The sequence below is a fragment of the Pseudomonas alcaligenes genome (genome assembly GCF_014490745.1).
Lineage (GTDB): Bacteria > Pseudomonadota > Gammaproteobacteria > Pseudomonadales > Pseudomonadaceae > Aquipseudomonas > Aquipseudomonas alcaligenes_C.
The window spans coordinates 3,314,533-3,333,844 of the sequence record NZ_LZEU01000001.1 but is presented as its reverse complement, the minus strand read 5'-3'; the positions used below and the strand labels follow the sequence as shown (position 1 = coordinate 3,333,844).

The following is a 19,312-nucleotide window of genomic DNA, read 5'->3' as shown; positions in this document are numbered from 1 at the left end:
CCAGCGCGAGCGCCGTTACTTCTTGCTGTCCATGGCGTCGCGGATGGTGAAGAACAGGTCGGTCTGGTCGGTCAGGCCGGTGACGTTGGCGGCATGCGGGCCGTAGGCGGCGATGCGCAGCTGGCTGCCGGTGTGTTCCTGGGAGCTGCCTTCGGAGTTGCCGTAGCTGATCGCCATCGGCGCGCCGTCATGGGTGGTGAGCATCTGGGTCAGGCCGGGCGCCGAGGTTTCCGGGGCGACGATCTGGCTGGAGTGGGCGTGGTCGGCGGTGACGATGACCAGGGTGTTGCCATCGGCCTTGGCGAAGGCCAGGGCCTTCTGCACGGCTTCGTCGAGGTCGACCGTTTCGCCGATCTGCCCGCACGGGTTGGCGGCGTGATCCTGCTTGTCGATGGAGGCGCCTTCGACCTGCAGGAAGAAACCCTTGCGGTTGTTCTTCAGCAGTTCGATGGCCTTGCCGGTCATGTCGGCCAGGGTCGGGATCTCGGCGGTGCGGGCGGCATTCGGCTGGCAGACCACGGCCGGCTGGTTGAGGTTGCCGTGGTAGCTGGCCTGCGGGCCGAGCCAGCGTACCGGCATGTTGCCGGAAGAGAACAGGCCGAGCAGCGGCTTCTTCTGGTCGGCGCCGGTCACGGCCTTCAATGCAGTGAGGTTTTCCACGATCTGGAAGCCGCGCTCGCCGGCCTGGGTACGCAGGGTCTTGCCGGCCCACTGGCCGGCCTTGGCCGTTTCCGCGAAGGTGGCGGCGCCGCCGCCGAGCACCACGTCGGCACGGGTGTTGAGCATCTGTTCGGTGATCGAGCCGAGGCCGCCGTTTTCCAGGGCATTGCTCGGGCACTGGATGCTGGTGGCGTTGGGGCCGTAGCACTTGCGCCCGGTGACATGGGAGAACAGCGCGGCCGGGGTGGCGTCCTGCAGCTCGGCGGTGGAAACGTTGCCGGTGGCCTTGCCCATCTGCTTGGCGATTTCCAGCAGGGTCTGGTGCGGCTTCTCGTGGATGTCCACGCCGAGGGCGCCGTTGTAGGTCTTGACCCCGGCCGACCAGGCGGTGGCGGAGGCGGCGGAGTCGGTCACGTAGTCCGGCAGGCCGCTGTCCTTGTGCAAGGCGTAGTGGGTGTACTGGCCGGTCAGCGGCAGGGCGTCGATGCCCTTGAAGAAACCGCCGGCGCCCATGGCGTAGTTGCGCGCGATGGTGATTTCCGAGTCGCCCATGCCGTCGCCGATCAGCAGGATCACGTTCTTCGCGGTCTTGTCGCTGAGCGAGTCCTTCAGCGCGTCGGTGAGGTCGCGGCTGACCCGGCGGGCGCCGCCGTGTTCGGTGATGTCGCCACGGGCCTGGCGGTTCATCAGCGCCTTGGCGTCCTGCGGGTCGTCCTTGGCGAAGCTCGGGGCGCTGCCGAGCAGGGCGGCGAGGGCGATGGAAAGGGCCAGCGGAGTGCGAGTGGTCATGCGGAAATCCCTGTGCTGAGTGGTGGTAGAGAGGTGCATGGGCGGGACTGCTGCCAGGTTGTCTGGCCCCTTGAGCGATCGAACAAGGCGAAGGTAGAGCGGGCGGATTAAGCGCTGATGACAGCTACTGGGAACTGCCTCACGGATTGGCCGGGCGACCCTGCAGGGCGATGAGAGTTGCTATGGTCATAGGCAGTCCCTGTCGCGCACCGAGGTCTATGGATGAACCAGCCTGTCACTAGCCAGCCGGTCTGCCGCAATTGCCGGCTGTCACCGGCACCGCCCGGCGCTGAGGCGCTGCCCGGGCTGGACGCGATCAGCCAGCCGGGGCGCTCGCTGCACAAGGGCGAGCATCTGTTCCACCAGGGGGATGCCTTCGACTGCATATTTCTGGTGCGCGCCGGCTCGCTCAAGGTGGTGACCAGCAGCGAGACCGGGCTGGAGAAGATCACCGGCTTCTATTTCCCCACCCAGCTGTTCGGTTTCTCGGGCCTGGACGAAGGCCGCTACCCGGTTTCGGCCATTGCCCTGGAGCAGACCCTGTGCAGCCGCATCGCCTTCGCCGAGCTGGAGCGCCTGGCGCAGCAGACGCCGGGCTTCATGCACCAGCTGCTGCTGATCATGAGCCACAAGATCCACGAGGATCAGCAGGTCAAGCTGCTGCTGTCGCGCCTGGCGGCCGACTCGCGCCTCGCGGCCTTCCTGCTGAGCCTGTCGGCGCATTTTCGCGAGCGCGGTTTCTCCGCCCTGCGCTTTCGCCTGAGCATGTCGCGCCAGGACATCGCCGACTACCTGGGCCTGGCCATGGAAACGGCCTCGCGCAGCTTCAGTCACCTGCAGCAGCAGGGGCTGGTGCAGGTGGCGGGGCGGGAGATCGAAATTCTCAATTTCACCGGCCTGTGCCTGCTGGCCGAGGGCGAGCTGGAACTGTAGTGGCCTGGGGCGGTCGACTGGACAGGCTTGTCAGTAGCGGAAGAATGACGTGAACTGGCGCAGGGCAAACAAGGATCAGGATCGATGAGTAGATTGCAGGGAATGATCGGCGCGGCACTGCTGCTGGCCAGTCTGTCGGCCATGGCCGGCGCGTGGTCGACACAGGAGCGCGACACCTTCGAACAGGGTTGCCTGATCAGCGCCCGCGATGCCCTCGACGAGGGGCTTGCCAAGCAATACTGCAGCTGCACGGTGACGGGCATCGAGCAGAGCTTTACCCCGCCGCAGCTCGCCGCCCTGCAGGGCCAGCAACTGCCGCCCGAGCTGCTCGACAAGCTGCGTGATGTGTCGCAGCGCTGTCAGAAGCGCATCGCCGGGCAACTCTAGCCAGCACCTACTGGACTTCGCGGCGGCGCCAGGCAAGCATGCGGGCTTTCCCGTCGGAGCCAGAACGCATGCGTCGCCTGCCATCCCTCACCGCGCTGCGCACCTTCGAGTCGGCTGCCCGCCATGCCCACTTCGGCCGCGCCGCCGCCGAGCTGTGCGTGACCGACAGCGCAGTCAGCCATCAGATTCGCCAGCTCGAAGAGCAGCTCGGCACGCCGCTGTTCCAGCGCGAGGGCCGTCAGGTGCGCCCCACGCCACAGGCCAGGCGCCTGCTGCACAGCCTGCAGCAGGCCTTCGAGCTGATCCTCGATGCCTGCGACGAGCTGCGCGACCCCGGCTCCCAGGCCCAGTTGCGCATCGCGGTGACCGCCGAGCTGGCGCAGAAGTGGCTGGTCGGGCGCCTGGCGGATTTTGCCGAGCGTTATCCGCAGATCACCCTGCACCTCTACGAGCAGCCGCTGGAGGCGGCCCAGCCCGGCGAGGAAATCGATCTGGCGATCACCTACGGCACCGGCCCGGCGGATGCCAGCGCCTACTTCGTGCGGCCCTTGCCGACCCTGCTGTTCTTCCCGGTGTGCAGTCCCGGCCTGTTCAACCAGCTGCCGCTCAAGCACCCGCGCGACCTGGCGCGCCACTGCCTGCTGCATGACGACCAGGACGGCAAGACCTGGACTGCCTGGCTGACCACCCACGCCGGCGATATCCAGCCGCAGCGCCATCTCTACCTCGGCCATGCCGGGCTGACCATGGAAGCCGCCGCTCGCGGCCAGGGCGTGGCCATCGGCGACAACCTGACCAGTGCCGAGGATCTGGCCAGCGGCCGCCTGGTGCGTCCGTTCGCCGCCAGCGTGGCGGCGCTCGGGCAGTACGCGCTGGTTTGCGAGCGCCTGCGCCTGGACAAGCCGGCGGTGGCGCAGTTCGTTGAGTGGTTCACCGATCAGCTGGCTGATATCTGAATTGGATTCATCTATCCCGCGATAATGGTCATTGGTCGCGGGCGCTCTGCCACGGGTACTGTCGCGCTATCCAACAGCCACCGACGAGTACCCTGCAATGGCCCGTTCCCTGACCTCCCTGCCCAAAGCCGACGGCTTCCGCCTGCCCGGTGAATTCGAACCCAAGGCCCGCTGCTGGCTCGGCTGGCCGGAGCGCACCGACGTGTGGCGCAACGGCGCCAAGCCGGCACAGAAGGTCTGGGTCGACATCGTCAGCGCCATCGCGACCAGCGAGCCGGTCACCGTGTGCGCCTCGGCCAGCCAGTACGCCAATGCCCGGCGCCAGCTGCCGGCGCATGTGCGGGTGGTGGAGATGACCTGCAACGACACCTGGTTCCGCGACAGCGGCCCGGCCTTCCTGGTCAATGACGACTCGGGCGAGGTGCGCGGCGTCGACTTCGAGTTCAACGCCTACGGCGGCCTCGATGGCGGCCTCTACTACCCCTGGGACAAGGACGACCAGATCGCCCAGAAGATCCTCGAGATCGAAGGCTACGACCGTTACCGCGCGCCCTTCATCGCCGAGATGGGCGGCATCCAGACTGACGGCCAGCGCACCCTGCTGACCACCGAGCAGTGCCTGCTCAACCGCAACCGCAACGCCCACCTGGGCAAGGACGAGATCACCCGCCGCCTGCAGGACTACCTCGGCGCCGAGCAGGTGATCTGGCTGCCGCGCGGCTGCAAGTTCGACGAAACCGACGGCCATATCGACGACCTGGCCTGCTTCGTCCGCCCTGGCGTGGTGGTGATGCAGTGGACGGATGATCGCAACGACCCGCAGTGGGAGATCTACCAGGAGGCCTACGACATCCTGCGCAGCACCCGCGACGCCCAGGGCCGCGAGCTGGAAGTGCACAAGCTGCCGCAGCCGCGCGTGCTGGAGTGGACGGCGGAGGAGGCCGAGGGCCTGGATCAGGACGACGCCACCCATACCCGCCAGGCCGGCACGCAGATCTGCGCCTCCTACATCAACTACTACGCCGGCAACTCGGCCATCGTCGTGCCGCTGTTCAACGATCCGTGCGACCGCCTGGCCCAGGCCACCCTGGCCGAGCTGTTCCCCAAGCACCGCATCCTCGGCATCGAGAACTCGCGGGAAATCCTCCTCGGTGGCGGCAACGTCGCCTGCATCACCATGCCGCAATACGCCGCGCCCAAGCGCGGCTAAGGAGACTGCCATGCGCGTGCCCGCTTCGTTGCTGGCCCTGGCCCTGACCGTCTGCGCCCACGCGCAGGCGGACGAGGCGCAGCAGGTCAACCTGTATATCTGGAACGAGTACCTGGCGCCGGACACCCTGGCGAACTTCGAGAAGCAGAGCGGCATCCGGGTGGTGGCCGACCACTTCGATTCCCTGGAAACGGTGGAGACCAAGCTGCTCACCGGGCACAGTGGCTACGACCTGGTGCTGACCGCCGGCCAGCACCTGCAGCGGGCCATCGGCAGTGGCGCCCTGCAGCCGCTGGACAAGGCCGCGCTGCCGCATTTCGCCGGCATCGGCGAGGAGTTCGCCCGGCACATGGCGGCCTTCGATCCGGGCAATCGCTACGCCGGCTTCTATGCCTGGGGCACTACCGGCGTGGGCTACCAGCAGCAGGCCATCGCCAAGCGCATGGCCAATGCGCCGGTAGACAGCTGGGCCATGCTGATGGATCCGGCGGTGGTGGCGAAGTTCGCCGATTGCGGGGTGAGCTTTCTCAACGACCCCAACGAGGTGTTCGCCGCCGCCTTCAGCTACCTGGGGCTGGACATCAACCAGCAGAGCCTCGATGACCTCAAGCGCGCCGAGGCGCAGCTGGCCAAGGTGCGGCCGTATATCCGCTACTTCGACAACGACCGCAACATTGCCGACCTGGCCAATGGCGACACCTGCCTGGCGATGTCGTGGAACGGCAATGTGGCGATTGCCGCCGGCCAGGCCCAGCAGGCCGGCAAGCCCTACCAGATCAGCTACAGCATCCCGCGCGAGGGCGCGCAGATCTGGTTCGATGCCATGGTCATTCCGGCCGATGCCCCGCACCCGCAGGCCGGGTTGGCGCTGATGGACTACCTGATGCGTCCGGAGGTGATCGGTGCGGTGACCAACAGCATCGGCTACGCCAACGCGGTGCCGGCGGCGGCCGCCACGGTGGATCCGGCGATTCTCGCCGACCCCGGCACCTACCCGCCGGCCGAGGTGCGCGCGCGGCTGTACACCAAGAACGACAACAGTCCGGCGTTCAACCGGGCCCTGACGCGGGCGTTCAGCAAGCTGAAATCGGGGTTGTAAGAGCGGCACCCGAGCGGGCGCCGCCTACGGGCTCAGGCGGTGCCGCTGAGGAGCATGGCCAGGCCGAGCAGATAGAGCAGCCAGAACAGGCCGCCGACGATGATGAAGCCGATATTGCTGCCGGACAGGCTGTCGTTGCTGGCGCCGTCCGGGTCGTCGCTGGCCAGGTTGGCTAGGCGCTGGATGTTCAGCATCGGCAGCAGCGAGGCGAGCTGCAGAACCATGGCCAGGACATCGAGGATGGCCGGCAGATCGCTGCGCGAGGTGACGCTGCTGAGCACGCTGCTGACCACCACCAGGAAGACGAACAGGGTGGCGGCGCCGCTGCCGCTTTCGCCTACCATGCCCTGCTTGTGCAGGCGCTCGCAGATGCGCCGCGACAGGCTGTGCATGAAGAACACGATGAAGATCGAACGCCACACCGGCATGATGTGCTTGGGCTGCATGCTCAGGCGCTGGCTGTCCCACTGCTTGTAGCCCCAGTAGAGGGTATACAGGCCGAGGGTGGCGATATAGAGGATGGCCATCTTGCGCGTCGAGGTGACGAAGAAGGCGCCGCGGCTGGGCGTGCTGCCGTCGAGCAGGGGAGCTTCGGGGGTCTTGTAGAGGTTGTCCATGCTGTGTCCTTACTGGCTGGAAGCGCCCAGTCTAACCGAGCAGTTGTCGGATGACAGGTGCTGGGTCACGCCGCCGCGCTCAGTGCCACAGCACCAGCAGGCCCCAGCCCATCAGCAGCAGACCGGCGCCACGGGCCAGCCAGGGGCCGGCGGGTAGCAGTTTTTCCAGCAGTACATAGGCAGTCAGTACGGCGACCCACAGCAGGTTCATCAGCCCGACGACGAACAGCAGGGCCATCAGCGCCCAGCAGCAGCCCAGGCAATACAGGCCGTGGTGCAGGCCCATGCGCCAGGCACCGCTCGGGCCCGGGCGCCAGTGGCCGACGAGAAACAGCACCGGGCCCTGGCAATGGCGCAGACAGGCCTGCTTGAGCGGCAGCCACTGGTACAGGCCGGCGCCGAACAGCAGGGCGGCGGCCAGCCCGGTGCTGTTGCTGCGCAGCTCCGGAGTGAGCAGGGCCAGGCTGTCGAGCTGCCACTGCAGCAGGGTGGCGAGCAGCGCAAAGCCGCTCCAGACCAGCAGGTAGGCGCTGGCGAACAGGGCCAGGGCCAGGGTCTGGCGAGCGTCACCCTGGCGGCGCAGCATCAGGCGGTAGAGCAGCAGCATGGGCAGGGCGCTGGGCAGCATCATCGCCGCCATCATCACCGTCCACATGGCCAGCATCAGAACGGCATCGGTCAGCTGCCAGGGCATCGGCATGCCCATCATGGCCATCGCCAGCATGCCGTCGGAAGCGGCCATGGCCTGGCCCAGGCGCCAGAGCTCGAACCAGGCCAGGGCAATGAGCAGCAGCAGGCCAGCCAGCAGCCAGCCCTGCCCGCTACGCGGCAGGGACTGGTCGGCTGACGATGGGGCGGTCATCGTTCAGCGCACGACGCCGCGTCCGGTGAAGTGCAGGTGGGCGAAATGCCCGTGGCTGTTCTGCGAGTGGATGCGCACCAGGTTCTCGGTGGCGTAGCTGCCGCTGGCCATTTCCGCCTCGGTGAATTCGAAGCCGTCGGGCAAGACCAGGCGCGCACGCTGGGCGGCGCCGCTGACCGGGTTGCGCAGTGGTTCACCGCTGGCGTGCAGCACGCCGGGGATGTTCACCCGCGCCTCGCGGCTGTCGACATCCACTTCCAGCTCGATAGGCACGAACTGCGGCTCATGCATGGTGCTGATGGTGCTGGCGAAGACCTGGAACACCGTGCTGCCCGGATCGGTTTCGCCGCCGGAGAGAATGGTCAGCAAGGCCTGGCGCTGGGCCTCGCTGGCGTTCTGATCGACGAACACCTGGCAGCTGCCATTGCCTTCGTGGATGGCGCCGGGCCAGGCGAAGGTGCCGACCCAGCTGAGGCCGGCGAGAGAAATGTCGTTGAAGTGACCCTGATCGACGCGCATCGCCACCACCGCCTCGCACTTGCCGTGGGTGGGACGGGCGCTGAATTGGCAGGGGCAGCCCCAGTTGCAGTTGCAGGTGGCGAACTCGTCACCCTGCAGCCGCCAGTCGGCCATGCTCATGGTGCCTCCTTCCCGTCGCGGACGGGGCAGGTATCCCCCTCTTGCAAGGCTAGTCGAGCGTGACTCCCGAGGCGCCTGCGCTGATCAGCGGCAGGGGCTCAGCGGTACTTGGCGAGGATGGCGGTGAACTCGCCGTCGTTGCTCATCTGCACCAGGGCGCGCAGCAGCTGCATGGTCGGCACATCCGGGGCGTCGCGGACGATGCAGGCGACCAGGTCGGCGCTCAGCTCGCCGGCCTCCTGCAGCTGGCGCGCGGGCGGCTGGCGGCGGTTGTACCACTGCAGGGCCAGGTCGTTGCTCACCGCATAGCGGTAGCGGTTGGCTTCCAGCTTTTCCAGCGCCAGTGCCTGGGTACGGGCATCGTCGCGACGCAGGTGGCCGCTGGCGAACAGCGGCTCCAGCTTCGGGTAGATGAAGCCCAGCACGGTGCCGACCAGGGCGCCCTGGGCCTGCTCGACGGGCACTGGCTGGTCGTTGGCGCGGCGCACCAGCACGTCGGGCTGGATCATGAACGGCACGCTCCAGATGTACTGGTAGTGCGACTCGCTGAGCCAGGCCGGGTTGACGTAGCAGCGCACGTCGATCTCGCCGCGTACCAGCATCTGCTGCACGCGCAGGCGTGGCATCACCATCAGTTCGGCGCGCCGGCCGACTTTCTCCGCCAGGCGCATCTGCAGGTCGTAGAGGATGCCGGCAGTGGCCTGGCCGTGCTCGATCTGCATCATCGGCATGGCCCAGCTCTCGGTCACCGAGAAACGCAGTGGCCGCTCTTCGGCAAGGGCGGCGGCACACAGCAGCAGGAGGGCGAGAAGCGGCAGGCGCATGGCGGTACCGGGGCGAGTGATTCGGCCTGGCGCGCCAGGGCATCTCGGATAAACCGCGCTAGCTTAACCAGAAACCGGCGGCCTTGTATCCGCGCGGCAGGCGCTGCCTCTCAGCGGGTCAGCGGCAGGGCGCAGCCCATCAGGGCGAACAGTCCGCCGCAGCAGCGGTTGAAGCCCTTGCCGCTGCGCTCCAGCCAGGGGCGGATGCGCTGGGCGGAGCGGGCCAGGAGGTATTCCGTCAGGCCTTCGACCAGGGCGAAGGTCAGCGCCATCACGGCGAACTGCAGCCACAGGTCGCCCGCCGGGTCGAGAAACTGTGGCAGGAAGGCGCCGTAGAACAGGATCACCTTGGGGTTGGACAGCGCCGACAGCAGGCCCTGGCGCAGCAGCACCGAACCGGGTTTCTGCGCTGCCGGGGCGACGGTGCCCAGGTGCAGGGGCGGGGCGCGCCACAGCTGGAAGCCGAGCCAGACCAGGTAGGCGCCGCCAAGCCACTTGAGCAGCGTCAGCGCCTCAGCCGAGGCCTTGAGCAGGGCGGCGAGGCCGAACATCGACAGGGCCATGAGGATGACAAAGCCGCACACCCCGCCGCAGATCGTCCACAGGGTGCGGCGGTGGCCATACAGCGCGCCATGGGTCAGGGCGAGCAGGCCGTTGGGCCCCGGTGTCAGCGCCAGGCCGATGACCGCGGTGAGGTAGATGAGCCAGGTGTGCAGGGCCATGGGCGTGTGCTCGCAGGGGCAACCGGTTTGTCGGCACGCTAGCCGATCGTGGCCGGGCGGCACAAGCCAAGGCCGGGGCAGGGTGACCGGCCTGGCAGCCAGCAGGGCTCGCGTTTTCGCTTGATCGGCCATGAAAGCCCGGTTTTTTGGCGAAATTCGCCGCACGAAGCCTGTGTCTTGCCGGCCTCGGCGAGCATCTCCAGAAAGACGCCACGGACTTCGCCACCCGCCGTGCGGAGGCAGCGCTGCGCGCCTGGCTATGGCACACTCTGCGCTTTGCGGCGGCCCGCCCGGTACTCGGCGAGAAGTCCTGCCTGCACCCGATTCGCGTCTGCGGCCCGGCGGCCACAGACCCACCGTTAGCCTGCTGCCTGTCGGCAGCCAAGAAGAAGAGGAATGCCCCGTGCACAAAGCCGTAATCAGTGGCACTGGCCTGTATACCCCGAGCAACAGCATCTCCAACGATGAGCTGGTCGCTTCCTTCAATGCCTATGTACAACAGTTCAACACCGACAACGCCGCCGCCATCGAGCGCGGGGAAGTGGCGGCGCTGACCGAATCCAGCGCGGCCTTCATCGAGAAGGCATCGGGCATCAAGAGCCGCTTCGTCATGGACAAGGCCGGCATCCTCGACCCGCAGCGCATGACCCCGCGCCTGCCGCAGCGCAGCAATGACGAGTGGGGCATCCTCTGCCAGATGGCCGTCGGCGCCGCCCAGGAAGCGCTCGAGCGCGCCGGCCGCACCGTCGCCGATATCGACGGGGTGATAGTCGCTTGCTCGAATCTGGAACGCGCCTACCCGGCCGTGGCCATCGAAGTGCAGGCGGCCCTCGGCATCAACGGCTGGGGCTACGACATGAACGTGGCCTGCTCCTCGGCCACCTTCGGCATCCAGGCCGCGACCACCGCGATCCAGACCGGCCAGGCCCGCGCGATCCTGATGGTCAACCCGGAAATCTGTACCGGCCACCTGAACTTTCGCGACCGCGACAGCCACTTCATCTTCGGTGATGGCGCCACGGCGGTGATCATCGAGCGTGCCGACCTGGCCACCTCGAAGTACCAGTGGGACATCCTCGGCACCAAGCTGCTGACCCAGTTCTCCAACAACATCCGCAACAACTTCGGCTTCCTCAACCGCGCGGCGGAAGAGGGCATCGGCGCCCCGGACAAACTGTTCGTCCAGGAAGGCCGCAAGGTGTTCAAGGAAGTCTGCCCGCTGGTGGCCGAACTGATCGCCGCCCACCTGGACGAGAACCAGCTCAACGTCGCCGACGTGAAGCGCTTCTGGCTGCACCAGGCCAACCTCAACATGAACCTGCTGATCGCCCGCAAGCTGCTTGGCCGCGATGCCGAACCGCACGAGGCGCCGGTGATCCTCGACACCTACGCCAACACCAGCTCGGCCGGTTCGGTGATCGCCTTCCACAAGAACCAGGACGACCTGCCGGCCGGCAGCCTGGGCGTGCTCAGCTCCTTCGGTGCCGGCTACTCCATCGGCAGCGTCATTCTGCGCAAGCACTAAGTCGCCTGGAGCGCGCAGATGTCAGGGACTGACGAGGCACTGCTCAGCCGCCTGCTGGCCGGTGAGCAGCCAGCTTTCCGCGAGCTGGTCGCCCGTTACCAGGGCGCCATGCGCGCGGTGGCCTACGCCATAGTCGGCAGCCGCAATGCCGATGAGGTGGTGCAGGACGCCTGGCTTGCGGTGGTACGTAACCTCGACGGTTTCCAGCAGCGTTCCAGCTTGAAGACCTGGCTGCTGACCATCACCGCCAACACGGCCAAGACCCGTCTCAAGCAGCATCGCCGCGAGGTGCTGCTGGATGACCTGCCGGCCCCGCACGGTAGCATCGGCGGCGAGCGTTTTGCCGAGGATGGCCACTGGGCGGCGGCACCGTTCGCCTGGCATGAGGACTCGCCCGAGGCGCTGCTCAGCGAGGAAGAACTGCGTCAGTGCCTGGAAAAGACCCTGGCCAGCCTGTCGGAGATGCAGTCCAGTGTTTTGCTGCTGCGTGAGCGTCAGGGTCTGGAACTGGAGGAGATCTGTAATCTTCTCGAGCTTTCTCTCTCCAATGTCCGGGTGCTGCTGCACCGTGCACGACTCAAGGTGTTCGCCACCCTTGAGCATTTCGAGGAGACCGGCCAATGCTGAGTTGCAAGGAACTGGTGGCGCACTCCAGTGATTTTCTCGATGGCCAGTTGGGCTTTCGCCAGCGCCTGGCTGTGCGCGTGCACCTGGCCAGCTGCCGCAACTGCCGGCGCTTCATCCGCCAGATGCGGGTGACCCAGGCGGTGCTGCGCAAGTTGCCGGACAGTGCCATTCCCGAGCTGGATGCCTTGGCCGAACGCCTGGCGCAGCAGCGCAGGCAGTCGACCCAGGACTGAACACAAGCCCGGAATCTCCGGGCTTTTTTCTGCCTGCGAAAAAATCTTTGTGGCGGCTGTAACGCCGTCCAGGGTGCTCCGTCTAGTGTGGCGAAGGGGCCATACCGGCCTCTCGAATAAAGACCCAACCCGGAGAGACCCCATGAACAATCTGAATTGCGCCATCGTCACCCTCGGCTTTGCCCTGGTCGGTACCAGCTTTGCCGCGCACGCCGCCAGCAACCCTTTCGCCGCCCAGGAACTGAGCAGCGGCTACAGCCTGGCAGCCGCGGAAAAAGCCAAGGACGGTTCCTGCGGCGAAGCCAAGTGCGGCGCCGAAATGAAGCAGGGCGAGCATGCGGCCAAGGCAACCGAGGAAGGCAAGTGCGGTGCCAGCAAGGCGGCCAAGGAGGGCAGCTGCGGCGAAGAAGGCAAGGCCATGAAGGAAGGCAGCTGCGGCGCGAAGAAGGCTGAGTAAGCAGTGATGGACATGACCATGCCAGGCTTTGTCAGCGGTGCCGGCCTCGGCCTGCGGCGCGGGCTGCTGGCGCAGCTGCAGGACAGCGCCGTTGGCCAGGTCGACTTCCTTGAGGTCGCCCCGGAGAACTGGATCGGCATCGGCGGGCGTTTTGCCCGCCAGTTGCGCGCCCTGAGCGAGCGCCTGCCGTTTCTCTGCCATGGTCTGTCGCTCAACCTCGGCGGTTACGCACCGCTGGACATGGCCCTGCTCAAGGCGATCAAGGCGTTTCTCGACGAGCACGGCATCCGTGGCTACAGCGAGCATCTGTCGGCCTGCGCCGACGAGGGGCAGCTGTACGACCTGATGCCGCTGCCGTTCAGCGCCGAGTCCGTGCAGCACGTCGCCCGGCGCATCCGCACCGTGCAGGAGGTGCTGGAGCGGCCGCTGATCATCGAGAACGTCTCGGCCTATGCGCGCCTGCCCGGCGAGCTGGACGAGGCGAGCTTCGTCCGCGCGGTGCTGGAGGAGGGCGACTGCGCGCTGTTGCTGGACATCAACAATGTCTACGTCAACGGCCACAACTTCGCCTTCGACCCGCAGACCTATATCGCCGCGATGCCCAGCGAGCGCATCGCCTACCTGCACCTGGCCGGGCATGCCGAGCGCAGCCCGCAGCTCAAGGTGGATACCCATGGCGCGCCGGTGTGCGACCCGGTATGGCAGTTGCTGGACTATGCCTACCGCGTGCATGGCGTGCGTCCGACCCTGCTGGAGCGCGACTTCAACTTCCCGCCGGTGGCCGAGCTGTATGCCGAGGTGGCGCAGATCCGTGCCTTGCAGCAGGAGCCGCGGCCATGAGTACGCAGGATCTGCACGCCTTCGCCGCACGTATCCGCCAGCCCGATGCGGTGCCGTTGTTACCCGGTGTCGCGGCCGAGCGCATGGCGCTGTACGAGGAACTGTTCTTCAACAACATCGAGAGCTTTATCGCCAGCGGCTTCCCGGTGCTGCAGCGGCTGTGCGATGAGGCGCGCTGGCAGCGCCTGCTGCGTGCCTTCATCGCCGGTCATCGTTGCCGCACGCCGTACTTCCTGCAGATCGGCGAGGAGTTCATCGCCTGGCTGCAGCAGGGCTATGTGGCCGAGGCGGGCGATCCGCCGTTCCTGCTGGAGCTGGCCCACTACGAGTGGGTGGAACTGGCGCTCGACGTGGCCAGCGACGAGTTGCCGCAGCAGGGCTGGTCGCCACTGGCCTGGCCGCTGGCCTATGTGTGGCCGGTGCAGCAGTTGGGCGTGGATTGCCAGCCGCTAACGCCGCCGGCCGAGCCGACCTGCCTGCTGGCCTGGCGTGATGCAGGCGACCAGGTGCGCTTCCAGCAGCTCTCACCGTTCGCCTATCACCTGGCGCTGCGCCTGCAGGCTGGCGAAGCGAGCAGCGAGGCACTGCTGGAACTGGCCCGCACAGGCGGGCTGGATGCCGACGAAAACTATTTCAGCCAGGCCCACACGCTGCTGCAGGAGTGGCAGCGCCAGGCCATCTGGTTCCCCCCGACCACGGCCTGATACGGCCAGCGGAGATCATCATGCTCACCTTGCTCAATCGCCTCCAGGATGGCCTGGACGCCACACGTCGTCTCGACTTTCTTGCGCCCCTGCTGCTGCGCCTGTACCTGGTGCCGATCTTCTGGATGGCCGGGATGAACAAGCTGGCCGACATGGACGCCACCATCGCCTGGTTCGGCAACCCCGACTGGGGCCTGGGCCTGCCATTTCCCACCTTGCTGGCCTGGCTGGCGGCACTCACCGAGGCTGGCGGGGCGATCCTCCTGCTGTGTGGTCTGGCGGTGCGCTGGATCAGCATCCCGCTGATGGTGACCATGCTGGTGGCGATCGTCAGCGTGCACTGGCCCTACGGCTGGCAGGCCATCGCCGATGCCGGCGCGCCGTTCGCCAACCAGCGCGTGCTGGATTCGGTGGAGAAATTGGCGCGGGCCCGCGAGCTGCTGCAGGAACATGGCAACTACGACTGGCTGACCAGCAGCGGCAAGCTGGTGGTGCTGAACAATGGCATCGAGTTCGCCGCTACCTACCTGATCATGCTGCTGGTGCTGTTCTTCGCTGGCGCCGGGCGCTGGTTGAGCCTGGATCACTGGCTGGCGCGGCGTTGGCGGTCGGCGGCCTGGTGACTGAGGGCTTGCGCAGGAGCCAGCCCGCTGACCCCTGCGCAAAGGCACGTCGCTGAGGCTTTTTGTTACTTATGAACGATCGGAGTAAGAAGTTCCGCTGTCATTTAACTTTCATCTAAAAGCAACTGGGCTGAAATAACCCCCCGCCAAGATTCCCCTCCAGCACCAAGGGCACCCGCCCGCGTGTATTTCAACGCTAAAGACCAATAGGGGAATTCTTCGATGATCCGTAAGCACTTCGCCGGTTTTGCCGCCAGCGCCCTGGCTCTGGCCATTTCCGCCCAGGCTTTCGCCGGTACCGTCACCACCGACGGTTCCGACATCGTTATCAAGACCAAAGGTGGCCTGGAAGTAGGCACCACCGACAAAGAATTCAGCTTCAAGCTGGGCGGCCGCGTACAGGCTGACTACAGCACCTTCAACGGCTTCTACACCAAGGATGGCGACAGCGCCGACGCCGGTTATTTCCGCCGCGCCTACCTGGAAGTTGGTGGCGTGATGTACAGCGACTGGGCCTACCAGATCAACTACGACTTCTCGCACAACTCCGGCGGCGACAACCGCAAGGAAGACGGCTACTTCGACGAGGCCTCGCTGGCCTACAACGGCTTCGCCCCGGTAGCGATCAAGGTCGGCCGCTTCGACCCGGAATTCGGTCTGGAAAAAGCCACCAGCTCCAAGTGGGTAACCGCCCAGGAACGCACTGCTGCCTATGACCTGGTCGACTGGACCAACGCCCACAACGGCGGCATGGGTATCCAGGTTTCCGGCACTTCCGGCGCCTCCCTGTACGGTTCGGCCGGTGTGTTCGCCAAAGACGCCAACAACGCCGACGATGATGGCAACAGCTCCAAGCAGTTCAACCTGCGCGGCGTCTTCGCCCCCATGCACGATGCCGGCAACGTCCTGCACCTGGGCGTCAACTTCGCCCAGCGCGATGTCTCCGACGGCAAGTTCGACAGCCGCCTGCGCAGCCGCCTGGGTATCCGCGGTGTGAGCACCGACGGTGGTCAGGATGCAGGCGACAACGGCAACCGTCTGACCCTGGGCGGTGCGGAAAACACCGCCGCCGGCACCTTCGACGACGACGCCGCCTGGGGTCTGGAAGCGGCCTGGGCTACCGGTCCGTTCTCCGTCCAGGGCGAATACGTGTCGCGTACCCTGAAGGCCGACGACAACGCCTACGATGACGTCGATGCCGATGGCTACTACGTACAACTGGCCTACACCCTGACCGGCGAGCCGCGTGGCTACAAGCTCGGCAAGTTCGACGCGATCAAACCTGCCAACAAGCAGATCGGTGCCTGGGAAGTGTTCTACCGCTACGACAACATCAGCACCGACGACAACAACAACTACTCTGCCTTCCTCAACGCCGACGGCAAAGCCGGCAAGAATTTCGGCAGCATCGACGACATCGAAGGCAAGGTGCACAACCTGGGTGTGAACTGGTACGCCAACGAAGCCATCAAGATCAGCGGCGTGTACGTTGCTTCCAAAGTCGACAACGCCACCAACTCGGTTGGCGACGACGACGGCGACGGTTTCGTAGTGCGCGCTCAGTACGTGTTCTAAATCTGTTCGACGCCCCTGGCAGCGGGCCCTCTTTCGCTGCCAGGGCTGAACCGGCTCTACGGTTTTATGCTGGAGCTGCTCCTCTAAGCCCTGCCTGTGCAGGGCTTTTTTTTGTCCGGACGACAGGCCAGACTGCGTGCATGCCGATCCGCACCCTCGACCGTCTCGATGAACTCCTGCCCGCCGCCTGGGACGCCTTGCTGTGCGGGGCGCAGCCGTTCCTGCGCCACGCTTTCCTCTCGGCTCTGGAAGACAGCGGCAGTGTGGGCGGGCGCAGCGGCTGGCAGGCTTCCCACCGCCTGCTCTGCGCGGCGGATGGCCAGCCACTGGCGGCGCTACCGGCCTATGTGAAGGCGCATTCCTACGGCGAGTACGTGTTCGACATGGGTTGGGCCGATGCCTGCCAGCGCGCCGGCATCGCCTATTACCCCAAGCTGCTCGGTGCCGTGCCGTTCAGCCCGGTGGGCGGCCAGCGCCTGCTGGGCACTGCACCGGCGGCGCTGCAGCTGCTCGACGAGCTGGAGCACGAGCTGCCGCGCCAGGGCCTGTCCGGCCTGCATATCAACTTCACCCAGGCCGATAGCGATGAGCTGCTGGCCGGTCGCGAGGGCTGGCTGCAGCGCCTGGGCTGCCAGTACCACTGGTTCAATCGCGACTATCGCGATTTCCAGGATTTCCTCGACGCGCTCACCTCACGCAAACGCAAGCAGCTGCGCAAGGAGCGCGAGCAGGTGGCGGGGCAGGGCATCGAGTTTCGCTGGCAGCAGGGCGGCGAGCTGGGCGAGGCGGACTGGGATTTCGTCTACGCCTGCTATGCCAACACCTACCACGAGCGCGGTCGGGCTCCCTACCTGACGCGGGAGTTCTTCAGTCTGCTGGCCGAGCGCATGCCCGCAGCCATTCGCGTGGTCAGCGCCCGGCACCATGGCCGCGCGGTGGCCATGGCCTTCAGCCTGGTGGATGGCGAGACCTTCTACGGACGCTACTGGGGCTGCCTGGGCGACTTCGACCGGCTGCACTTCGAGACCTGCTTCTACCAGGGCATCGAGTGCGCCATTGCGGAGGGGCTGGGACGTTTCGATGCCGGCGCCCAGGGCGAACACAAGCTGATCCGTGGCTTCGAGCCGGTGCTTACCCGCTCCTGGCACTACCTGTTGCATCCGAGACTGCGAGCGGCGGTCAGCGAGTTCCTCGCCGAGGAGAGCGTGGCCATCCGGGCCTATGCCGAGGAGGCGCGCACGCTGTTGCCCTACCGCCAGGCGGGTTGCGGATGATTCGCGCCTTGTTCATCTGCAGCCGCAACCGTTTGCGCAGCCCGACGGCGGAGCAGGTATTTGCCAGTTGGCCGGGCGTGCAAAGCGATTCGGCGGGCCTCAGCCCGGATGCCGAGGTGCTGCTGTCGGCCGAGCAGGTGCAATGGGCCGAGCTGATCTTCGTGATGGAGAAGGTGCACCAGAAGCGCCTGCAGCAGCGTTTCGCCAGCCTGCTCAAGGGCAAGCGGGTGATCTGCCTGGGTATTGCCGACGACTATCAGTACATGCAGCCGGAGCTGGTGAGTCTGCTGGAGCGCAAGGTCGGCGCCTGGCTGCGCTGAGCAGCCAGGTGCGGAGGTGGGCAGAGCCGGGCGGCTCCACCCGGCGAGAGGTCAGAGCACCTTGGCGCTGAGAATCAGCACCGGCTGGCGCGGTACGTTCTGGAACATGCCGCGGTTGCTGGTCGGCACCTTGGCGATGCGGTCGACCACCTCCATGCCGCGCACCACCTTGCCGAATACCGCGTAGCCGAAGTCGCGACTGCCGTGGTCGAGGAAGTCGTTGTCCTTGTGGTTGATGAAGAACTGGCTGGTGGCCGAGTTGACGTCGCGGGTGCGGGCCATGGCCAGGGTGCCGCGCAGATTGCGCAGGCCGTTGTCGGCTTCGTTCTTGATCGGTTTGAAGGTGTCCTTCTGGTTCAGCTCGGCATCGAAGCCGCCGCCCTGGATCATGAAGTCAGGGATCACCCGGTGGAACTGGGTGCCGTTGTAGAAGCCGGCATTCACGTAGCTGAGGAAGTTGGCCACGCTCACCGGCGCCTTGTCGGCATCCAGTTCGAGTTCGATGTCGCCCAGGCTGGTGGTCAGCAGGACGTGGGGCTGCTTGGCCGGCTCGGCCAGCAGGTTGAAGCTCAGCAGCAGGCTGCAGGCGGCGAGGACGATCTTGTTCAGCATGGTTGGGCATCCTTGGTTTCTTGGCGGTGGAGCTCCACCTGGTCGAGGAACTCGACCAGGGTGGCGTTGAATTTTTCTGGCTGATCCATCGGTGTGGCGTGGCGCGACTGTTCGATCACCACCAGCCGGGCATTGGGCAGTTCCTTCACGTAGGCCTGCTTGTGCGCCACCGGGGTGTAGTCGCGGTCGCCGCTGACCACCAGGGTCGGGCAGCTGATAGTGCCCAGGCGTTCGCGCACGCCCCAGCCGATGATGGCGTCGAGGCTGGCCAGGTAGGCGCGCTTGTCGTTCTGCGGCCAACGCTGTTCGACCTTGTGCCGCAGTTCGGCCTGTTCCGGGCGCGGGAAGAGGATGCGCGCCAGGCCTTTGCCGATGGTTTCCAGGCTGAGCAGGCGCGACAGCGCCTGGCGCTTGGCCAGCTGCCAGCGTTCGCCCAGGGTACGGGCGATGACTTCCGGCGCGCTGTTGACTATGGTCAGGCTGCGCAGCAGCTCGGGGCGTTCGACACCGAGCTGGAAGGCGATCATGCCGCCCATGGAGATGCCCACCAGATGCACCCGGGGCAGGTTCAGGTGCTCGATCAGGCCACTCACGTCGGCGGCGAAGTCGCTCATCTGGTAGGCCGCGCGCGGCTTGCCGGAGCGGCCATGGCCGCGCACGTCGATGGCCAGCACGCGGCGGGTCTTGGCCAGCTCGGGAATCTGGTATTCCCAGTCCTGGATGCTCGAGCCCAGGCCGTGCACCAGCAGCACGGGCTCGCCGTGGCCGCGGTCTTCGTAGTGCAGCTGGCAGCCGTCGCGTTCGTAGTAGGACATGGGGCGACC

Annotated in this window: 23 protein-coding genes; 15 read left to right on the top strand and 8 right to left on the bottom strand. The window is 66.3% G+C overall.

Features of this window, described 5'->3' with window-relative positions:
* Nucleotides 1-15 precede the first annotated feature (15 nt).
* Nucleotides 16-1,449, bottom strand: coding sequence for an alkaline phosphatase (gene phoA, locus A9179_RS15155; RefSeq protein WP_187807051.1), 1,434 nt, complete (start codon nucleotides 1,447-1,449; stop codon nucleotides 16-18).
* A 222-nt stretch (nucleotides 1,450-1,671) separates the two neighbouring features.
* Between phoA and A9179_RS15150 the strand changes: the two genes are divergently transcribed.
* The 5 genes from A9179_RS15150 to A9179_RS15130 all read left to right on the top strand — a co-directional run bounded on the left by A9179_RS15150 (nucleotide 1,672) and on the right by A9179_RS15130 (nucleotide 6,034).
* Nucleotides 1,672-2,382 carry a helix-turn-helix domain-containing protein gene (locus A9179_RS15150; protein WP_187807050.1) on the top strand — a complete coding sequence of 237 codons (711 nt, stop codon included), beginning with the start codon at nucleotides 1,672-1,674 and terminating at the stop codon, nucleotides 2,380-2,382.
* An 84-nt stretch (nucleotides 2,383-2,466) separates the two neighbouring features.
* On the top strand, nucleotides 2,467-2,769 hold the full coding sequence (locus A9179_RS15145) for a hypothetical protein (RefSeq protein WP_187807049.1): 303 nt from the start codon (nucleotides 2,467-2,469) through the stop codon (nucleotides 2,767-2,769).
* 68 nt (nucleotides 2,770-2,837) lie between these two features.
* Nucleotides 2,838-3,725: a LysR substrate-binding domain-containing protein gene (locus A9179_RS15140; RefSeq protein WP_187807048.1), complete on the top strand. Its 888-nt coding sequence runs from the start codon at nucleotides 2,838-2,840 to the stop codon at nucleotides 3,723-3,725.
* A 97-nt stretch (nucleotides 3,726-3,822) separates the two neighbouring features.
* A complete protein-coding gene (aguA, locus tag A9179_RS15135) occupies nucleotides 3,823-4,935 on the top strand; it encodes an agmatine deiminase (protein ID WP_187807047.1) in 1,113 nt (370 codons plus the stop codon).
* Between the two features lie 10 nt (nucleotides 4,936-4,945).
* A complete protein-coding gene (locus A9179_RS15130) occupies nucleotides 4,946-6,034 on the top strand; it encodes an extracellular solute-binding protein (RefSeq protein ID WP_187807046.1) in 1,089 nt (362 codons plus the stop codon).
* Between the two features lie 32 nt (nucleotides 6,035-6,066).
* Here A9179_RS15130 and A9179_RS15125 read toward each other — a convergent pair whose 3' ends face one another.
* The 5 genes from A9179_RS15125 to A9179_RS15105 all read right to left on the bottom strand — a co-directional run bounded on the left by A9179_RS15125 (nucleotide 6,067) and on the right by A9179_RS15105 (nucleotide 9,698).
* Nucleotides 6,067-6,651 (bottom strand): MFS transporter permease, encoded by a 585-nt coding sequence (locus tag A9179_RS15125; RefSeq protein ID WP_187807045.1) that lies wholly within the window; start codon nucleotides 6,649-6,651, stop codon nucleotides 6,067-6,069.
* A 79-nt stretch (nucleotides 6,652-6,730) separates the two neighbouring features.
* A complete protein-coding gene (locus tag A9179_RS15120) occupies nucleotides 6,731-7,513 on the bottom strand; it encodes a DUF2182 domain-containing protein (protein WP_187807044.1) in 783 nt (260 codons plus the stop codon).
* 3 nt (nucleotides 7,514-7,516) lie between these two features.
* A complete protein-coding gene (locus A9179_RS15115) occupies nucleotides 7,517-8,152 on the bottom strand; it encodes a DUF1326 domain-containing protein (protein ID WP_187807043.1) in 636 nt (211 codons plus the stop codon).
* A 98-nt stretch (nucleotides 8,153-8,250) separates the two neighbouring features.
* Nucleotides 8,251-8,976: a substrate-binding periplasmic protein gene (locus A9179_RS15110; RefSeq protein ID WP_187807042.1), complete on the bottom strand. Its 726-nt coding sequence runs from the start codon at nucleotides 8,974-8,976 to the stop codon at nucleotides 8,251-8,253.
* 110 nt (nucleotides 8,977-9,086) lie between these two features.
* Nucleotides 9,087-9,698, bottom strand: coding sequence for a LysE family translocator (locus tag A9179_RS15105; protein WP_187807041.1), 612 nt, complete (start codon nucleotides 9,696-9,698; stop codon nucleotides 9,087-9,089).
* Between the two features lie 403 nt (nucleotides 9,699-10,101).
* Here A9179_RS15105 and A9179_RS15100 point away from each other — a divergent pair, with 403 nt between their 5' ends.
* The 10 genes from A9179_RS15100 (at nucleotide 10,102) to A9179_RS15055 (ending at nucleotide 17,876) form a co-directional block, all read left to right on the top strand.
* Complete coding sequence (locus A9179_RS15100) at nucleotides 10,102-11,223, top strand: beta-ketoacyl-ACP synthase III (protein ID WP_187807040.1); 1,122 nt, start codon at nucleotides 10,102-10,104, stop codon at nucleotides 11,221-11,223.
* A gap of 18 nt (nucleotides 11,224-11,241) precedes the next feature.
* Entirely contained in the window at nucleotides 11,242-11,850 is a 609-nt protein-coding gene (locus A9179_RS15095; protein ID WP_187807039.1) for an RNA polymerase sigma factor, read from the top strand.
* Complete coding sequence (locus A9179_RS15090; protein ID WP_187807038.1) at nucleotides 11,844-12,083, top strand: anti-sigma factor family protein; 240 nt, start codon at nucleotides 11,844-11,846, stop codon at nucleotides 12,081-12,083. Before A9179_RS15095 ends, A9179_RS15090 begins: the two co-directional genes overlap by 7 nt.
* Nucleotides 12,084-12,225: 142 nt before the next feature.
* Entirely contained in the window at nucleotides 12,226-12,540 is a 315-nt protein-coding gene (locus tag A9179_RS15085) for an HvfA family oxazolone/thioamide-modified RiPP metallophore (RefSeq protein ID WP_187807037.1), read from the top strand.
* Between the two features lie 18 nt (nucleotides 12,541-12,558).
* Nucleotides 12,559-13,380, top strand: a complete 822-nt coding sequence (locus A9179_RS15080) for an HvfB family MNIO-type RiPP peptide maturase (RefSeq protein ID WP_187807036.1) — start codon at nucleotides 12,559-12,561, stop codon at nucleotides 13,378-13,380.
* The gene (locus tag A9179_RS15075) at nucleotides 13,377-14,084 is read left to right on the top strand and encodes an HvfC family RiPP maturation protein (protein ID WP_187807035.1); all 708 of its coding nucleotides are present in this window, start codon (nucleotides 13,377-13,379) and stop codon (nucleotides 14,082-14,084) included. The genes A9179_RS15080 and A9179_RS15075 overlap by 4 nt, the downstream gene beginning before the upstream one ends.
* 20 nt (nucleotides 14,085-14,104) lie before the next feature.
* Nucleotides 14,105-14,707, top strand: a complete 603-nt coding sequence (locus A9179_RS15070; RefSeq protein WP_187807034.1) for an HvfX family Cu-binding RiPP maturation protein — start codon at nucleotides 14,105-14,107, stop codon at nucleotides 14,705-14,707.
* Between the two features lie 222 nt (nucleotides 14,708-14,929).
* A complete protein-coding gene (locus A9179_RS15065) occupies nucleotides 14,930-16,282 on the top strand; it encodes an OprO/OprP family phosphate-selective porin (RefSeq protein ID WP_187807033.1) in 1,353 nt (450 codons plus the stop codon).
* Nucleotides 16,283-16,422: 140 nt separating this feature from the next.
* On the top strand, nucleotides 16,423-17,556 hold the full coding sequence (locus tag A9179_RS15060) for a GNAT family N-acetyltransferase (RefSeq protein WP_187807032.1): 1,134 nt from the start codon (nucleotides 16,423-16,425) through the stop codon (nucleotides 17,554-17,556).
* Nucleotides 17,553-17,876, top strand: a complete 324-nt coding sequence (locus A9179_RS15055; protein ID WP_187807031.1) for a low molecular weight protein tyrosine phosphatase family protein — start codon at nucleotides 17,553-17,555, stop codon at nucleotides 17,874-17,876. The genes A9179_RS15060 and A9179_RS15055 overlap by 4 nt, the downstream gene beginning before the upstream one ends.
* Before the next feature lie 51 nt (nucleotides 17,877-17,927).
* On the opposite strand, the gene A9179_RS15050 is transcribed toward A9179_RS15055, so the two are convergent.
* Nucleotides 17,928-18,488 (bottom strand): peptidylprolyl isomerase, encoded by a 561-nt coding sequence (locus tag A9179_RS15050; protein ID WP_187807030.1) that lies wholly within the window; start codon nucleotides 18,486-18,488, stop codon nucleotides 17,928-17,930.
* Nucleotides 18,482-19,303 (bottom strand): alpha/beta fold hydrolase, encoded by an 822-nt coding sequence (locus tag A9179_RS15045; protein WP_187807029.1) that lies wholly within the window; start codon nucleotides 19,301-19,303, stop codon nucleotides 18,482-18,484. The genes A9179_RS15050 and A9179_RS15045 overlap by 7 nt, the downstream gene beginning before the upstream one ends.
* Between the last annotated feature and the right edge of the window lie 9 nt (nucleotides 19,304-19,312).

Coding starts and splice junctions, on each gene's coding strand:
- phoA (WP_187807051.1), bottom strand. CDS start 1,449: ATGACCACTCGCACTCCGCTGGCCCTTTCCATCGCCCTCGCCGCCCTG.
- A9179_RS15150 (WP_187807050.1), top strand. CDS start 1,672: ATGAACCAGCCTGTCACTAGCCAGCCGGTCTGCCGCAATTGCCGGCTG.
- A9179_RS15145 (WP_187807049.1), top strand. CDS start 2,467: ATGAGTAGATTGCAGGGAATGATCGGCGCGGCACTGCTGCTGGCCAGT.
- A9179_RS15140 (WP_187807048.1), top strand. CDS start 2,838: ATGCGTCGCCTGCCATCCCTCACCGCGCTGCGCACCTTCGAGTCGGCT.
- aguA (WP_187807047.1), top strand. CDS start 3,823: ATGGCCCGTTCCCTGACCTCCCTGCCCAAAGCCGACGGCTTCCGCCTG.
- A9179_RS15130 (WP_187807046.1), top strand. CDS start 4,946: ATGCGCGTGCCCGCTTCGTTGCTGGCCCTGGCCCTGACCGTCTGCGCC.
- A9179_RS15125 (WP_187807045.1), bottom strand. CDS start 6,651: ATGGACAACCTCTACAAGACCCCCGAAGCTCCCCTGCTCGACGGCAGC.
- A9179_RS15120 (WP_187807044.1), bottom strand. CDS start 7,513: ATGACCGCCCCATCGTCAGCCGACCAGTCCCTGCCGCGTAGCGGGCAG.
- A9179_RS15115 (WP_187807043.1), bottom strand. CDS start 8,152: ATGAGCATGGCCGACTGGCGGCTGCAGGGTGACGAGTTCGCCACCTGC.
- A9179_RS15110 (WP_187807042.1), bottom strand. CDS start 8,976: ATGCGCCTGCCGCTTCTCGCCCTCCTGCTGCTGTGTGCCGCCGCCCTT.
- A9179_RS15105 (WP_187807041.1), bottom strand. CDS start 9,698: ATGGCCCTGCACACCTGGCTCATCTACCTCACCGCGGTCATCGGCCTG.
- A9179_RS15095 (WP_187807039.1), top strand. CDS start 11,242: ATGTCAGGGACTGACGAGGCACTGCTCAGCCGCCTGCTGGCCGGTGAG.
- A9179_RS15090 (WP_187807038.1), top strand. CDS start 11,844: ATGCTGAGTTGCAAGGAACTGGTGGCGCACTCCAGTGATTTTCTCGAT.
- A9179_RS15085 (WP_187807037.1), top strand. CDS start 12,226: ATGAACAATCTGAATTGCGCCATCGTCACCCTCGGCTTTGCCCTGGTC.
- A9179_RS15080 (WP_187807036.1), top strand. CDS start 12,559: ATGCCAGGCTTTGTCAGCGGTGCCGGCCTCGGCCTGCGGCGCGGGCTG.
- A9179_RS15075 (WP_187807035.1), top strand. CDS start 13,377: ATGAGTACGCAGGATCTGCACGCCTTCGCCGCACGTATCCGCCAGCCC.
- A9179_RS15070 (WP_187807034.1), top strand. CDS start 14,105: ATGCTCACCTTGCTCAATCGCCTCCAGGATGGCCTGGACGCCACACGT.
- A9179_RS15065 (WP_187807033.1), top strand. CDS start 14,930: ATGATCCGTAAGCACTTCGCCGGTTTTGCCGCCAGCGCCCTGGCTCTG.
- A9179_RS15060 (WP_187807032.1), top strand. CDS start 16,423: ATGCCGATCCGCACCCTCGACCGTCTCGATGAACTCCTGCCCGCCGCC.
- A9179_RS15055 (WP_187807031.1), top strand. CDS start 17,553: ATGATTCGCGCCTTGTTCATCTGCAGCCGCAACCGTTTGCGCAGCCCG.
- A9179_RS15050 (WP_187807030.1), bottom strand. CDS start 18,488: ATGCTGAACAAGATCGTCCTCGCCGCCTGCAGCCTGCTGCTGAGCTTC.
- A9179_RS15045 (WP_187807029.1), bottom strand. CDS start 19,303: ATGTCCTACTACGAACGCGACGGCTGCCAGCTGCACTACGAAGACCGC.